Source organism: Conexibacter sp. JCM 18997 (genome assembly GCF_055391915.1).
The window spans coordinates 3,962,629-3,977,637 of sequence record NZ_AP043885.1 but is presented as its reverse complement, the minus strand read 5'-3'; the positions used below and the strand labels follow the sequence as shown (position 1 = coordinate 3,977,637).

General features: G+C 73.0%; 15 protein-coding genes and 1 pseudogene. 11 read left to right on the top strand and 5 right to left on the bottom strand.

From position 1 onward, the window contains the following. Positions 1-4: 4 nt before the first annotated feature. Positions 5-838, bottom strand: a complete 834-nt coding sequence (locus ACZ5UI_RS20000) for an alpha/beta fold hydrolase (protein WP_464190252.1) — start codon at positions 836-838, stop codon at positions 5-7. 20 nt (positions 839-858) lie between these two features. On the opposite strand from ACZ5UI_RS20000, the gene ACZ5UI_RS19995 reads away from it, so the two are divergent. Beyond that, positions 859-2,160 (top strand): MATE family efflux transporter, encoded by a 1,302-nt coding sequence (locus tag ACZ5UI_RS19995; RefSeq protein ID WP_464190250.1) that lies wholly within the window; start codon positions 859-861, stop codon positions 2,158-2,160. Here the strand turns inward: ACZ5UI_RS19995 and ACZ5UI_RS19990 are convergent. Further along, a complete protein-coding gene (locus ACZ5UI_RS19990) occupies positions 2,141-2,539 on the bottom strand; it encodes a VOC family protein (protein WP_464190248.1) in 399 nt (132 codons plus the stop codon). The two genes, ACZ5UI_RS19995 and ACZ5UI_RS19990, sit on opposite strands and share 20 nt — an antisense overlap. Positions 2,540-2,658: 119 nt before the next feature. On the opposite strand from ACZ5UI_RS19990, the gene ACZ5UI_RS19985 reads away from it, so the two are divergent. The 4 genes and pseudogenes from ACZ5UI_RS19985 to ACZ5UI_RS19970 all read left to right on the top strand — a co-directional run bounded on the left by ACZ5UI_RS19985 (position 2,659) and on the right by ACZ5UI_RS19970 (position 5,034). Then, the gene (locus tag ACZ5UI_RS19985) at positions 2,659-3,294 is read left to right on the top strand and encodes a hypothetical protein (protein ID WP_464190246.1); all 636 of its coding nucleotides are present in this window, start codon (positions 2,659-2,661) and stop codon (positions 3,292-3,294) included. An 87-nt stretch (positions 3,295-3,381) separates the two neighbouring features. Next, positions 3,382-3,528 (top strand): annotated as a pseudogene (locus ACZ5UI_RS19980) (helix-turn-helix domain-containing protein); the annotation flags it as partial. A gap of 151 nt (positions 3,529-3,679) precedes the next feature. Further along, on the top strand, positions 3,680-4,558 hold the full coding sequence (locus ACZ5UI_RS19975) for a MerR family DNA-binding transcriptional regulator (protein ID WP_464190244.1): 879 nt from the start codon (positions 3,680-3,682) through the stop codon (positions 4,556-4,558). Positions 4,559-4,602: 44 nt separating this feature from the next. Then, a complete protein-coding gene (locus ACZ5UI_RS19970; protein ID WP_464190242.1) occupies positions 4,603-5,034 on the top strand; it encodes a MarR family winged helix-turn-helix transcriptional regulator in 432 nt (143 codons plus the stop codon). A 5-nt stretch (positions 5,035-5,039) separates the two neighbouring features. Here ACZ5UI_RS19970 and trhA read toward each other — a convergent pair whose 3' ends face one another. After that, the gene (gene trhA / locus ACZ5UI_RS19965; RefSeq protein WP_464190240.1) at positions 5,040-5,696 is read right to left on the bottom strand and encodes a PAQR family membrane homeostasis protein TrhA; all 657 of its coding nucleotides are present in this window, start codon (positions 5,694-5,696) and stop codon (positions 5,040-5,042) included. Positions 5,697-5,751: 55 nt separating this feature from the next. On the opposite strand from trhA, the gene ACZ5UI_RS19960 reads away from it, so the two are divergent. The 5 genes from ACZ5UI_RS19960 to ACZ5UI_RS19940 all read left to right on the top strand — a co-directional run bounded on the left by ACZ5UI_RS19960 (position 5,752) and on the right by ACZ5UI_RS19940 (position 12,062). Beyond that, positions 5,752-6,936 (top strand): PucR family transcriptional regulator, encoded by a 1,185-nt coding sequence (locus tag ACZ5UI_RS19960; protein ID WP_464190237.1) that lies wholly within the window; start codon positions 5,752-5,754, stop codon positions 6,934-6,936. Positions 6,937-6,949: 13 nt separating this feature from the next. Then, positions 6,950-10,024 (top strand): isoleucine--tRNA ligase, encoded by a 3,075-nt coding sequence (ileS, locus tag ACZ5UI_RS19955; protein ID WP_464190235.1) that lies wholly within the window; start codon positions 6,950-6,952, stop codon positions 10,022-10,024. Positions 10,025-10,032: 8 nt separating this feature from the next. After that, positions 10,033-10,896, top strand: a complete 864-nt coding sequence (nudC, locus tag ACZ5UI_RS19950) for an NAD(+) diphosphatase (RefSeq protein WP_464190233.1) — start codon at positions 10,033-10,035, stop codon at positions 10,894-10,896. Beyond that, entirely contained in the window at positions 10,896-11,549 is a 654-nt protein-coding gene (locus ACZ5UI_RS19945; protein WP_464190231.1) for a dienelactone hydrolase family protein, read from the top strand. The genes nudC and ACZ5UI_RS19945 overlap by 1 nt, the downstream gene beginning before the upstream one ends. Before the next feature lie 66 nt (positions 11,550-11,615). Beyond that, complete coding sequence (locus ACZ5UI_RS19940) at positions 11,616-12,062, top strand: hypothetical protein (protein ID WP_464190229.1); 447 nt, start codon at positions 11,616-11,618, stop codon at positions 12,060-12,062. Between the two features lie 3 nt (positions 12,063-12,065). On the opposite strand, the gene trxA is transcribed toward ACZ5UI_RS19940, so the two are convergent. Continuing rightward, complete coding sequence (gene trxA / locus ACZ5UI_RS19935) at positions 12,066-12,386, bottom strand: thioredoxin (protein WP_464190227.1); 321 nt, start codon at positions 12,384-12,386, stop codon at positions 12,066-12,068. 48 nt (positions 12,387-12,434) lie between these two features. Further along, positions 12,435-13,169 carry a polyprenol monophosphomannose synthase gene (locus ACZ5UI_RS19930; protein ID WP_464190225.1) on the bottom strand — a complete coding sequence of 245 codons (735 nt, stop codon included), beginning with the start codon at positions 13,167-13,169 and terminating at the stop codon, positions 12,435-12,437. A gap of 27 nt (positions 13,170-13,196) precedes the next feature. Between ACZ5UI_RS19930 and polX the strand changes: the two genes are divergently transcribed. Further along, positions 13,197-14,939: a DNA polymerase/3'-5' exonuclease PolX gene (gene polX, locus ACZ5UI_RS19925; protein WP_464190222.1), complete on the top strand. Its 1,743-nt coding sequence runs from the start codon at positions 13,197-13,199 to the stop codon at positions 14,937-14,939. The last annotated feature ends 70 nt before the right edge of the window (positions 14,940-15,009 follow it).

Here is a 15,009-nt window from a genome sequence, read left to right as displayed (position 1 = left end):
CCATCTATCCGAGGAATGCTGCCAGTTCGCGCGCCAGACCGACCGGGTCGTCGTAGGCCATCAGGAAGCCGGTCCGATCGAGGACCCGCAGCTGGCCGTTGGGCAGCAGGTCGAGCGCCTCCGTCGCGGTCTCCAGCGGGTGGGCGTGATCGGCGTCGGCCCACAGCAGCAGCGTGGGGCACTGGATCACCGCCAGCTCCTCCAGCGCCTCGCGCCGGGCCCCCCGCGGCGGCCACACGCGCGCGAACTTCGCCCACGAGCGGGCCAGGTTCGCGTTGCCGCCCGCGTCGGCCACCGCGTGGCGCATCAGGTCGCGCGCGGCCGGGTTGCGCTGGGCCGACATGCGCAGCCCGTTCTCGGGGCGCATGGCCAGCTTCACGCCGTGGGCCACGGCGCGATCGAGCAGCGGCACCCCGCCGGTGCGCGCGGCCATCCGCCACACCCGGCGCGACGGCGCGGTGCGGTGCAGCGCGAACGGCATCAGCACCATCCGCGACGGCGTCAGCATCCCGCGCGCGGTGGCCCGCAGGAGCAGCTCGGCCCCCAGCTCGTGGCCGGCGACCAGCGGGCGCGGACCGCAGGTGTCGCGCACGAAGCCGGCCATCACCTCGGTCAGCCACTCCAGCGTGTAGGGGTGGCGCGGGCGGTCCTCGGAGTCGCCGTGCAGGGGCAGGTCCGGCAGGACGACGCGGTAGCGCAGCGCCAGATCGTCGACCACCGGGGCCCATTCCCGATGCGACAGCGTCGCCGAGTGGAGGATGGCCAGCCCGGGCCCGGTCCCCAGCTCGCGATAGGCCACACGGGCGCCGTCGGGGTGGTGGTAGAGGCGGAGCTTCATCGGTTCCTAGAGTCCGGCGCGTGCAACTGCGCAGCCCTTACGACCGCGAGATCCGGCGGCTGGCGCTGCCGGCGCTGGGCGCGCTGGCCGCGGGGCCGATGTACATCCTTGCCGACACCGCGATCGTCGGCCACCTGGGCACCCCGCAGCTGGCCGCATTGGCGCTGGCCGGGGCGCTCGTGGCCACGCTCACCGACCTGTCGGACTTCCTCTCCTACGGCACCACGGCGCAGGTCGCGCGGCTGCACGGCGCGGGCCAGGAGGAGCGCGCCGGCGGGCTGGCCGCCCAGGCGCTGTGGCTGGCCATCGCCACCGGCCTGCTCGTGGCGCTGCTCGTGGTCGCCGTCGCGGTGCCGGCCACCCGGCTGCTGGGCGGCCAGGGCGAGGTGGCCGAGCTGACCGTCGAGTACGTGCGGGTCGTGGCCATCGGCATTCCCTTCATGCTGGTGGCGCTGGCCGGCGAGGGCTACCTGCGCGGCGTGGGCGATCTGCGCTCGCCGCTGGTCATCCTGCTCGCCGCCAACGCGCTCAACGTCGTGCTCGAGGTGCTGTTCGTGTACGGGTTCGGCTGGGGCCTGTCGGGCTCGGCGGCGGGCACGGTGATCGCGCAGGCGCTGATGGGCCTGGCCTTCGCGCGGCTGATGCTGGCCGCGCCGGCGGACAGCCGCCGCCCGGTCTGGGAGCGCATGACCCCGCTGCTGAAGATGGGCGGCGACCTGACCGTGCGCTCGCTGGCCCTGCTCAGCGCCTTCACGCTGGGCAGCGCGCTGGCCGCGCGGCTGGGCACCGCGCAGATCGCCGCCCACAACATCGCCTTCCAGCTGTTCCTGTTCATCGCGCTGGTGCTCGACGCGATCGCCATCGCCGGGCAGATCCTGGTCGGCCGCGCGCTGGGCGCGCACCAGGCCGACGACGCGATCGCGGCGTCCCGGCGCATGATCGGCTGGTCGCTGATCGTCGGCGGCCTGATCATGGGCGGGCTGCTGGCCGGCACCGACGTGATCCCGCGCGCGTTCACCAGCGACCCCGCGGTGCTGGACGCCGCCCATTCGATGTGGCCGCTGTTCGCCGTCATGCAGCCGGCGGCCGGCGTGGTGTTCGCCCTGGACGGCATCCTGATCGGCGCCGGCGACACGCGGTACCTGGCCGGCGCGATGGTCGTCGCGCTGGTGGTCTACGTGCCGCTGGCGCTGGTCGCCAGCACGCTGGCCGGGATCTGGTGGGCCCTGCTGGCGTTGATGGCGGTGCGCCTGGTGACCGTCGGCTGGCGCTACGGGCGCCGGCGCTGGCTGGTGCTGGGCGTCAGCCCGCAGGAAGCGTGATCGAGCCGTCCGTGGCCAGCGGCCAGTCGGGGTTGTGGGCGACCTCCCACACGTAGCCGTCGGGATCGGCGAAGGCGCCGCTGTAGCCGCCCCACTCCATGACCTGGGCGGCCCGGCGCAGCTCGCCGCCGGCGGCGACCGCCTGCTCCAGCACGGCGTCCACGGCCTCGGGTGACTCGACGTTGTGGGCGATCTCGATGCCCGGCGCGCCGTGGCCGCCGAGCTCGGTCCACAGGCCGAAGACCATGGGGCCCGCCTGATAGAAGGCCACCTCGCCGTCGGGGGCGAGCGGTTGGCTGAAGCCGAGCGCCTCGTAGAAGGCGCGGGCGCGCGCGAGGTTGCGCACGCCGAGGGTGATGAGCGTGATGCGCGGTTGCATGCCCTCATGGTCGCGGGTGCGCGACGGTCCGTCTTGGAGGAAACGGACGCAAATGTTGTGGTCGATGTTGGTGGTCGATCCCATTGCGCGGGTGGCCTCGGGCGATCTAGCGTCGCGTCATGCTCGCTCGCGCCGTCGTCGCCGCCCTCCTGTCGTTCGCCGTCGCGCTGCCGGTCGCGTCGGCCACCGCCGCGCCCGCCAAGGCCAAGAAGTGCAAGTCGGGCCAGGTGCGCAAGGGCAAGAAGTGCGTGAAGAAGAAGAAGACGCCGGCGGTCACCCCCGCGGCGCCGGTCGCGCCGACCGCCCCGGTGGCCCCGACGGCGCCCGCCACCCCGGCGCCCGCGCTGCCCACCCAGCCGCAGGTCCAGCTCACGCCCGACGACGCCGCCGCCCAGCAGGCGCTGGCCAACGGGCTGTGGCTGGAGCGCTCCGAGTTCGCCAGCAACGGCATGTTCGCCACCTACTACCGGCTCTTCTTCTACGCGGGAGGCGCGTTCAAGGCGGTCACGGCCGAGTGGAACACGGTGTCGGGCGAGATCTGCTCCAAGGTGACCCGCGGCACCTGGTCGGTGCTCAAGGGCTACCGGTTCGACGTGGGCGGCGGCGGGGTGGTCGCGCAGGTGCAGATCACGGCCGGCGGGACCAGCGGTCCCGAGCTGCTCGTGGGCTACAACGCGGACCGCAGCCACGTCGGCGTGGGCAACAACGAGGTCAAGTTCGAGGTCAACCCGAACATGCTCGACGGCTGCAACTGAGGCCAAACCTGCGCGTCCGTGCCCCAAAGCTGCGCAAAGACGCAGCATGCTCCACGCGCGCGGGCCGGCCCGGCGACAAATGCGCACATGAGCCAGATCGTCCAAAGCAGTCGCCTCGGGCTGACCGCGTCGCAAGCGGCGCGCGCCCTCGGGGTGTCGGTGAGCACCGTGCGCCGCTGGTCCGACAGCGGCGCGCTGCGCGGCTATCGCACCCCCGGCGGTCAACGCCGCTTCAGCCGTGACCAGATCGACGAGTTCATCGCCTCGCTGGAGCCCGCCGACGGCCCGCAGTGACCCGTTCCTGCCGGCGCACGTGATCTTGCGTCGTGCAGGGCGGCTTGCGCCGCTTGCGCAAACCTCGCCAAAGCTCGACAACTGCTGGGCGATGAGCGTCGTCCGAACCAACGCTGCTGCGGCCATGCTGGGGGTCAGCCCCAACACGCTGCGCTCCTGGGAGCGCCGGTTCGGCTACCCGCGCCCGCAGCGCACGCAGGGCGGCCATCGCCAGTTCGAGCTGGCCGAGATCGAGGCCCTGCGCCAGGCCTTCAGCGAGACGCACAACATCTCCTCGGCCATCTCGATCGCCCAGCAGCGCGGCGAGGGTCCCGCGTCGCCGTCGCGCCTGTCCGACGCCTTCGCCCGCTTCGACGAGGACCGCGCCGACCGCCTGCTCGAGGAGAGCCTGGCCGTCCGCTCCGTCGAGCGCACCGTCGAGGAGGTCCTGCTCGTCGCCGTGGACGCGCTGGTCACGTCGACCGCGCCGCGTTCGCCCGAGGTCGGCTTCGCCTGGCGCTACGCCACTGGCTGGCTGGCCGCCAACCAGCGCGTGGCCCCGCCCGCGCACCGGGCCGACGGCGTCCTGATCTTCGACGCCTGCGCCCCGATCGACGTCGACGCGCTGCGCGTCCAGGCGCTGGAGCTGTCGCTGCGCCGCAGCGGCGTGCGCACGCTGACGCTCAGCGTGGATCTCGACGTGGACCGCATCGCCCGGGCCCTGCGCGCGCTGTCGCCGACCGCGATGGTGCTGGCCGGCGGCCCCGCCGACCTCGACGTGCTCGGCCGCCTGGTCTACGCCGCGCGCCGGTACGCACCGGGCGTGGACGTCCTCGACTTCTGCGGCGCGCTGCCCGACACCGGCGCGTCGACCGTGCCCCGCCTCGGCCACGCGCCGATGGCCGCGCGCGACCTGCTGCTCGATCGCCTCAGCCGGCGGGCGCCCCAGCACGTCGACGACGCGCTCGAAGCGCTCCTCGAAGCCCGCTAGAGCGCCCGAGGACGTCCGCCTCGGCGGGTACGTTCCCGCCCGCGATGAGTCTCGTTCCCGGCGACCCGCTGGCCCACCGAGCGCTGGAGTCGTTGTTGCGCGCCGAGGCGCAGGTGCGCCGTCGTCTGAGCGCCGATCTGGAGCGCGAGGGGCTGTCGGCCACCGGGTTCAGCGTGCTCGTCGTGCTCAGCACCGCCGGCGGCGAGCTGGAGCTGCGCTCGCTGCGCATGCGACTGCGCACCAGCAAGGCCAACGCGACCGAGGTGGTCAGCACGCTGGAGACCCGCGGGATGGTCATCCGCCGGCGCCTGCCGCACGACCGCCGGGCCGCCTCCGTGCTGCTGACGCCGACCGGCCAGGAGATCGTCGACCGGCTGTTCCCCGAGCACACCGAGCGCGTCTCGGCCGCCTTCGCCGTGCTCGACGAGCAGGAGAAGCGCTCGCTGGCCGAGATCTGCCGCAAGCTCGCCGCGTAGCCCGGCTACAGCGCCACGAACGCGACCGCGGCGAACTGCAGCGCGGCGGCGGCGATGACCAGCGCGTGGAAGACCTCGTGGTAGCCGAAGACCATCGGCACCGGGTCGGGCTTGCGCGTCGCGTAGACCACCGCGCCGATCGTGTAGAGCACGCCTCCCAGCGCGACGAGGATCGTCGACCCGAGTCCGGCGTGCTCGAGCAGCTGCGGGAACACGGCCACCGCGACCCAGCCCAGCGCGACGTAGCAGAGCGCGCCGAGCCATTTGGGCGCGTCGATCCAGCCCAGCTTGAGGACGATCCCGCCCGCGGCGCCGGCCCACACGGTGATGAGGATCACCGTGGCCATCGTCCCGTGCAGCACGAGCAGGGCGAAGGGCGTGTACGTGCCGGCGATGAGCAGGAAGATCATCGAGTGGTCCGCGCGGCGCATCCAGGCGCGCGCGCCCGCCGAGCGCCAGGGGATCCGGTGGTAGAGCGCGCTGACGCCGAACAGGCCGGCGATCGACACGGCGTACACCGCCAGAGCGATGCGCGCGCGGCCGTCGGGCGCGAACGCGACGAGCAGCAGGCCGCCGAGCACGGCCACGAAGAACGCGTAGGCGTGGCTGCGGCCCCGCCACAGAGGGCGGGCGGCGACGTCGGGAAGCAGAGGCACGGACACGACTGCCACCCAGCGTACGCATCCCACAGCGGACTTTTTGTGACACTGGTGCCAAATGTCTGGCGATGTCGCGCGTGAGCGCCCTTGGGAGGACCTGCCGCCGGGCATCGCCGCCGTGCTCCGCCCGGCGCTGCCCGGCCTGACCGAGTCGATCATCGGCGCGATCGCCGTCTCGATCCCCGAGTACAAGCGCCCGATCGACGGCGCCTTCGGCGACGGGTTGCGCCTGGGCGTCTCCGAGGCGCTGGAGCGCTTCGTGCGCCTGATCGAGGAGCCCGGCCTGCGCGTCGGCGAGTCGCCGGTCTACCGCGCGCTGGGTCGCGGGGAGATGCGCGCCGGGCGCAGCCTCGACGCGCTCCAGGCCGCCTACCGGCTGGGCGCGCGCATCGCCTGGCGCCACCTGGCCGACGCGGCCACCGCGGCCGACTTCCCGACCGACGCCTTGCCCACGCTGGCCGAGGCCATCTTCGCCTACATCGACGAGATCGCGGGGCAGTCGGTCGAGGGCTACGCCGAGGCGCAGTCCGCCGCGGCGGGCGAGCGCGGACGCCGGCGGGCGCGCCTGCTGGACCTGCTGCTGACCGACGACGAGGTGGCGATCGACCGCGAGGCGGTCGAGGCGGCGGCCACGCGCGCGGGCTGGCCGCTGCCCCGCACGGTGGCCGCCGTCGCGCTGCGCCGCGGCGCGGACGCCGAGCTGATCGCTCGCCGGGTCGGCGCCGACGTGCTGGCCGGGCGCACGCCCGAGGGGCCCTGCGCGCTGGTCCCCGACCCCGCGGGGCCGGGCCGCGGCGACCTGCTGGCCGCCGCGCTGGCCGGCCGGGCGGCCGCGATCGGCACGATCGTCGAGCCGCTGCACGCCTGCCGCTCGCTGCGCTCGGCCCGCCGCCTGCTCGTGCTGGCCGTCGCGGACGCCCCGCTGCGCGTCGACGACCACCTCACGCTGCTGGCGCTCGACGCCGCGCGCGAGCCGCTGGCCGCGCTCGCGCTGCGCCGCCTGGAGCCGCTGACGGGCCGCACCGACGCGTCGCGCGCCCGCCTGGAGGAGACGCTGCTGGCCTGGCTGGAGCTGCAGGGCAGCGCACCGGCGGTGGCCCGCGCGCTGCACGTGCATCCCCAGACCGTCCGCTACCGGCTGGCGCGGCTGCGCGAGGCGCTCGGCGACCAGCTCGACGACCCGCAGGCGCGCTTCGAGCTGCAGCTCGTGCTCCGGGCCAGGCAGCTTGCGCCCCGTTCGTAGACTCAGGGGTCAGATGGCCGTCGATCCCAACGTGAACTTCCCGCAGCTCGAGGAGCGCATCCTCCAGCGTTGGCGTGACCGCGACGTCTTCCAGGAGTCCGTCCGCCGCCGCGAGGGCGCCCCGCCGTTCGTCTTCTACGAGGGCCCGCCGACCGCCAACGGCCGCCCGGGCAGCCACCACGTGCTGGCCCGCGTGTTCAAGGACATCTACCCGCGCTACAAGACGATGCAGGGCTTCCAGGTCGACCGCCGCGGCGGCTGGGACACCCACGGCCTGCCCGTGGAGATCGCCGTCGAGCAGCAGCTGGGCCTGACGAACAAGCACGAGATCGAGGCCTACGGCATCGCCGAGTTCAACCAGCGCTGCCGCGACTCGGTGTTCGAGTTCCTGGAGGACTGGAACGCGCTGACCGAGCGGATCGGCTTCTGGGTCGACCTGGAGCACGCCTACCGCACGCTGGACCCGACCTACATCGAGTCGGTCTGGTGGGCGCTGAAGCAGATCGCCGACAAGGACCTGCTCTACGAGGGCCACCGCGTGGTCCCCTACTGCCCGCGCTGCGGCACCGCGCTGTCCAGCCACGAGGTCGCGCTGGGCTACAAGGACGTCCACGACCCGTCGGTCTACGTGCGCTTCCCGGTCATCGAGGACGGTGGCCCCGCCCAGCGCGGCGACGACCTGATCGCCTGGACGACGACGCCGTGGACGCTGGTCTCCAACGCCGCCGTCGCGGTGCATCCCGAGCTGACCTACGTGCGCGCCACCTACTCCGGCGGCGTGGCGATCGTGGCCGAGGCGCTGGTCGAGAAGGTGCTCGGCCCCTCGGCGCGGGTGATCGCCCGCTTCCAGGGCGCGGCGCTGGACGGCGTGCGCTACGAGCCGCCGTTCGCCTACATCCCCGGCGCCGACTACGGCGAGCGCGGCCACACCGTCCTGCTGGCCGACTTCGTCACCGCCACCGACGGCACGGGCATCGTCCACACCGCGATCGCCTTCGGCGAGGACGACTACCAGCTGGGCCTGCGCTACGGCCTCAACGTGATCAACCCGGTGCGCCTGGACGGCACCTACGACGAGCGCATCGGCACCTACGAGGGCGTCTTCGTCAAGGACGCCGACCGCGACCTGATCGAGGACCTGCGCCGCCGCGGCCGGCTGCTGCGCGAGGAGTCCTACGAGCACGCCTACCCGCACTGCTGGCGCTGCGGCACCCCGCTGCTCTACTACGCCAAGCCCTCCTGGTACATCGCCACGTCGACCCTGCGCGACCGCCTGCTGGCCGCCAACGAGACGGTCAACTGGCACCCGCCGCACATCAAGCACGGGCGCTTCGGCGACTGGCTGAACAACAACGTCGACTGGGCGCTGTCGCGCGAGCGCTACTGGGGCACGCCGCTGCCCGTGTGGCGCAGCGAGGACGGCGAGGAGATCCACGTGATCGGCTCCTTCGACGAGCTCGAGGAGCTGTCGGGCGTGCGCCTGGAGGACCCGCACCGGCCCTACGTCGACGAGGTCACGTTCACCTCGCCGACCAGCGGGAAGCTGATGCGCCGCGTGCCCGAGGTGATCGACGTGTGGTTCGACTCGGGCGCGATGCCCTTCGCGCAGGAGCACGCGCCGTTCGAGAACCAGGAGTACTTCGAGAGCCACTTCCCGGCCGACTACATCTGCGAGGCGCTGGACCAGACGCGCGGGTGGTTCTACTCGCTGCTGGCCGTCTCCACGCTGCTGTTCGACCGCGCGCCCTACAAGAACGTCGTCTGCCTCGGCCTGATCCTCGATGAGGAAGGCCAGAAGATGAGCAAGTCCAAGGGCAACATCGTCGTGCCCTGGGACGTGCTGGAGGAGCACGGCGCGGACGCGTTCCGCTGGTACTTCTTCACCTCCAAGCAGCCGTGGGACGGCTACCGCTTCTCGACCGAGTCGATCGGCGAGGGCTGGCGCGGGTTCATGCGCCAGCTGTGGAACACCTACGCGTTCCTGGACCGCTACACGGCCGAACGGCCGTCGCAGCCCACGGAACTGGATCGGTGGGCCCTGTCGCGCCTGAGCGCCACGGTCAGCGAGGTCACGGAGCGGCTGGACGCCTACGACGCCACCACCGCCGGCCGGGCGATCGCCGCCTTCGTCGACGATCTCTCCAACTGGTACGTGCGCCGCTCGCGGCCGCGGTTCTGGGCCGGCGACCAGGCCGCGTTCGACACGTTGCACACGTGTCTGGTCACGATCAGCCAGCTGCTGGCGCCGTTCACCCCGTTCGTGGCCGACGAGATCTACACCGAGCTCGACGGCACCGAGCCCTCGGTCCACCTGACCGACTGGCCGGTGGCCGGCGAGCGCGACGAGGCGCTGGAGGCCGCGATGGCCGTCGCCCGCGAGACCGTGCGCCTGGGCCACTCCGCCCGCAAGCAGTCCAAGATGAAGACCCGCCAGCCGCTGCGCGCCGCCGTGGTCGTGGCCGACGGCACCGAGCGCGCGGCGATCGAGCGCCTGGCCGACGTGGTCTCCGACGAGCTCAACGTCAAGGAGCTGCGCTTCGTCGACACCGCCGACGAGCTCGGCTCCTACGAGATCAAGGCCAACTACCGCTCGCTCGGGCCGCGCTTCGGCAAGGCGATGCCGCAGGCCGCGGCCGCGATCGCCGCGCTCGATCCGGCCCACGTGGCCGCCGCGCTGCGCGAAGGCCGCCACATCGGCCTGTCGATCGACGGCAAGGACCACGAGCTCGGGCCCGAGGACCTGCAGCTGGCCATGCAGCCGCTGGAGGGCTACCAGCTCGAGCGCGAGGGCTCCCACGCCGTCGCCCTGGAGCTGGGCCTCGACCAGGAGCTGATCATGGAGGGCCTGGCCCGCGAGGTCGTGCGCGCCGTCCAGGAGACGCGCAAGCGCGCGGGCCTGGAGGTCGAGGACCGCATCGCGCTGACGCTCGGCGGCGACCTGGACCTGCTCGACGCCGCCCGCGCCTTCGAGGGCTACGTGAGCGGCGAGACGCTGGCCACGTCGGTCATCTACAACGGGGCCGACATCCCGGGCGAGCCGGCCACGATCGAAGGCCGCGAGCTGTTCATCGCGGTCGCCAAGGCCTAGGCCCGACGGTGCCCAACACGTTCGCCGGGGCGTCGCTGGATCGGGTCTCCTGGCGCCGCACCGACGAGGCGTGGCTGGCCCAGTGCGCGGCGGATCCCGCGGCGCGGGCGCTGGTCAGCGTGCGCGGCGAGCTGGCCGTCGGCGCGGACGGCCAGCCGGCGGAGCGGCCGCTGGGCGAGGTCGCGCCGCTGGAGGGCACGATCCCCGCGCTGCTCGGGCTGCGCGACGGCGCCACGCCGGTGTACGCGATCGAGGCGGCGGCGCTGCCCGCGGACACCCGTGCGGCGTCCCTGCGCGACCTCGTGCCGCTGCTCACCCAGGACGCCGGTGGCACCGTTGCCTACGCCACCGCGATCGGCAACTGGCACCGCACCCACCGCTTCTGCGCCAACTGCGGTCAGGCCACCGACGTGGTCTCCGCGGGCTTCCAGCGCACCTGCCCCAACTGCGGCACGCATCACTTCCCGCGCACCGATCCCGTGGTGATCATGCTCGTCGTGGACCCGGCGCGCGACCGCGTGCTGCTGGGGCGCCAGGCGGCCTGGCCGACCGGCCGCTACTCGTGCCTGGCCGGGTTCGTCGAGCCGGGCGAGTCGCTGGAGGAGGCGGTCGCCCGCGAGGTCGACGAGGAGTCGGCCGTCGCCGTCGACGAGGTCCAGTACCGCTCCTCGCAGCCGTGGCCGTTCCCGGCGTCGCTGATGCTCGGGTTCCGCTGCCACTACACCGGCGGTGGGGCCTACCGCCGCGACGGGGAGCTGGAGGACGTGCGCTGGTTCGAGCGCGCGGAGCTGGCGGACGGGTCGGCGATCCTGCCGCCGCCGCTGGCCATCGCGCGCGTGCTGATCGACGAGTGGCTGGAGGAGGCCAGGTGATGGTCGTACACGAGTTCGGCGACAGCGCCGATCCGCCGGTGATCGTGCTGATGCCCGCCCCGGGTGTGATCCCGGGGCTGCTGGAGCTGGCCCAACGGCTGGCCGACGAGGGGTTCCACGCGCTGGTGCCCGAGCTCTACCACCGCCTGGGCGACGGCGTCACGTTCGACTCGGCCACCCAGCGCGACGAGATGGTCCAGGCCATGGGCACGTTGAGCGACGCCATGGCGGTCGCCGACGTCGGAGCCGTCCTGGCCGACCTCGACCCGAACACCGACGTCGGCGTGATCGGCTTCTGCATGGGCGGGCGCTTCGTCGTGCGGGCCATGGGCGCCTTCCCCGAGCGCATCGTGGCCGGCGCCGCGCTGCACCCGTCGCGGCTGCTGCAGGACGGTGAGGACTCCCCGCACCTGGACCTGGCCCGGATCAGCGGCCCGCTGTACGTGGGCTTCGGCCGCGACGACGAGATCGTCCCGCCGGAGCACTGGAGCGCGGTCGACGCGCAGGCCACCGCGCACGGCAAGGCGGTGCAGATCGAGGTGCACCCGGGCGCCGAGCACGGCTTCATGATCCCGGGCCCGCGCTACCACGAGGCCGCGGCGGAGGCGTCCTGGGACGGGACGCTGGACGCGCTGGACGCATTGCGGGACTAGGAGCGGCGCCCGCCGGGAAGGCTCCGGATCGGGATGCGCAGGATCGATGCTGCAGAAGGTGGTCGCTTGACGGCCGAGTTCGCGTTGCGCCGCAGCGCTGACGGCGCCGTCTACGACGGCCCGCACGGTCCGATCACGGTCGTCAGCGCGTCCGCGCTGCGCACCCCGCACGGTCCGGCGACGATCGACTGGGCGCGCGACATGCCCGACGACCTGCTCCTGGAAGGCGACGGCCTGGCGGTGGCGATCGCCGGCGCGGCGTCCGGGCGCCTGCGGCGCCACGGGCGCGCGCTGCACATGGCCGGCGAGGATGGCGAGACCCTCGCCGTCGTCCGCCCCAAGCGCTTCGGGCGCCTGCGGATGGAGCGGCCCGACGGGACCGAGCTGGCCACCTGGAAGGACTCGCGCGGCAAGGTCACGACGTCGGCCACCTTCGCCGACGTCGTGTTGATGCTGCTGGTGATGGCCTCGCGCGTCGACGTGCGGCTGGACCGCCCGGCGCTCGCGCTCTGACACCTAGCCCAGCGCGGGCTCCAGCTCCTTCTCGATCTTGCGCTTGGGGTAGGCGCCGATGATCTTCGTGGCCACGTCGCCGTTCTTGAAGAGGATCATCGTGGGGATCGACAGGACGCCGTACTTGGACGCGGTCTCCTGGTTGTCGTCGACGTTCAGCTTGACGACGCGCAGGCCCTTCTCGGCCGCGATCTCCTCGAGCACGGGGCCGACGACGCGGCACGGACCGCACCACGGGGCCCAGAAGTCGACGAGCACCGGCTCACCGGACTCGATGACCTCGGCCTGGAAGTTGTTGTCGGTGACGTCCTGCAGGTCGGCCATGGCGTACTCCTCGGAAAGGTTGCACGGGACACTATACAAAATGAAGCGCTATCGACGACGGCGGTTGCGGCGCAGTCGGGGGACCAACAGGGCTGCTTCCGGGACGATGCCCCAGTGCATCTTGGACTGCCCCAGGCGGCGGTCGCGGAAGCGGATCGGCACCTCGACGATCCGAAAGCCCGCCTGCGCCGCACGGTAGGTCAGCTCGACCTGGAAGGCGTAGCCCTTGGACTCCACCGTGGGCAGGTCGATCGCCTCCAGCACCTCGCGCCGGAAGCACTTGAAGCCGCCGGTCAGGTCCCGCACCGCCAAGCCCAGCACCAGCGACGCGTACAGCGAGCCGCCGCGCGAGATCACGCGGCGCAGCAGCGTCCAGTCCTCGACCCCGCCGCCCGCCGCGTAGCGCGACCCGAGCGCCAGATCGGCGGTGCCCGAACGCACCGTGTCCAGCAGGCGCGCGAGGTCGGCGGGATCGTGGGAGAAGTCGGCGTCCATCTCCAGCACGAAGGCCGCGCCGGCGGCCAGCGCGTGGTGGAAGCCGGCCAGGTAGGCGGGCCCCAGGCCCTCGCGGACCGGGCGGTGCAGCACCTGCACCTCAGGCAGCTCGGCGGCCAGCGCATCGGCCATCTGCCCCGTCCCGTCGGGCGAGCCGTCGTCGACGACGAGGATCGTGAACCCCTCCGGCGAGGACTGTGCGAGCACCGCGTGGGACGCGCGCACGATCGCATCCACGTTGGGCGCCTCGTTGTAGGTGGGCAGGACGAGCCAGGGACGCGAGGACACGTGAGCGGGGTACTGTAGGCCAGCGCCGTGCCGGACTTCTCCAACATGGCCATCGCCGCCGCCTTCGACGAGCTCGGGGACCTCTACGAGCTCGACGGCGCCGTGGTCCACCGCGTGCTGGCCTACCGCAACGCCGCGCGGGCGATCCGCGACGCGCCCGTGTCGGTGGCCACGCTGACCCGCGAGGGCAAGGTCACGTCGCTGCCCGGCGTGGGCAAGACGATCGAGGAGAAGACGATCGCGCTGCTGGACACGGGCACGATCCCGGCGATGGAGAAGCTGCGCGCGAAGTTCCCGCCCGGCCTCCTGGAGCTGACCCGCCTGCCCGGCCTGGGCCCCAAGCGGGCGCGCATGCTGTTCGACACGCTGGGCATCGACTCGCTCAGCGCGCTGCGCGAGGCCGCCGAGGCCCAGCAGCTGCGCGCGATCCGCGGCCTGGGCCCGCGCTTCGAGGCGCAGGTGATCGAGGCGATCGACGCCGGCCTGGGCGAGCGCCCGGCCCCGCGGGTGCTGCTGCCCCGCGCGCTGGGCCTGGGCGAGCAGCTGCGCGACGCGCTGCGCGCCCATCCGGCCGCGGTGCGCGTCGAGCTGGGCGGCGGCGTGCGCCGGCTGGCCGACAGCGTCAAGGACCTCGACATCGTCGCCGCGGCCGAGGACCCCGGCGTGCTGGCCGCCGCGCTGTCGGAGATCGACGTCGTCGAGTCCGCCTCCAGCGCAGGGCCGAACGCCGCCCGCGCCCGCACGCACAACGGGATGCCGGTGGACCTGCGCGTGGTCGAGCCCGACCAGTTCGGCAACCTGTGGCAGCACTTCACCGGGTCGGCCGCGCACAACGTGCAGCTGCGCGAGCTGGTCACGCGACGCGGGCTGCACGTCAGCGAGTACGGGATCCTCGACGACGCGACCGGCCAGACGCTGCGCTGCGCGACCGAGGAGGAGGTGTACGGCGCCCTCGGGCTGGCCTGGATCCCACCGGAGCTGCGCGAGGGGCGCGGCGAGCTGCAGGCCGCGGCCGACGGGACGCTGCCCGAGCGCCTGATCGAGGCCACCGACCTGCGCGGCGACCTGCACATGCACACGACGGCCAGCGACGGGCGCAACTCGATCGAGCAGATGGCCATCGCCTGCCGCGACACGCGCGGGCTGGAGTACATCGCGATCACCGACCACTCGGCCACCCACGGGTTCGGCAACCACGTCACGCCCGACCACCTGAAGGCGCAGATCGAGGCGGTCCGCGAGGTGGATGCCCAGGTCGACGGGATCCGCGTGCTGATCGGCACCGAGACGAACATCCTGCCCGACGGCTCGCCCGACTACGACGACGAGCTGCTGGCCCAGTTGGACTGGGTGATCGGCTCCGTGCACACGTCGTTCGGGATGAGCGAGGCGGAGATGACCAAGCGCATGGTCACCGCCTGCGAGCACCCGTACATCGACGCGATCGGCCACCCGACCGGTCGCAAGATCGAGTCGCGGCCACCGTACGCGCTGAACACCGACGCGCTGTTCGAGGCCGCGGCCCGCACGCACACGATGATCGAGATCAACTCGTCGGGCGACCGCCGCGACCTCAACGACGTCAACGCGCGCGCCGCGCGCGACGCGGGCGTGCGGATCCTGGTCAACACCGACGCGCACGGCGTGTCGACGCTGTCGATCGTGCGCTGGGGGATCGCCACCGCGCGGCGGGCCTGGCTGCAGGCCGGCGACGTGGCCAACACGTTGCCCTGGGACGAGTTCGCGCCCCTGCGCAAACGTTCCATGTGAGGCTGTGATGGATCTGCGGCGTGGTCGTAGTAAGGACGTGACCACGCTCGCCGCTTCGCCACCAGTCGCC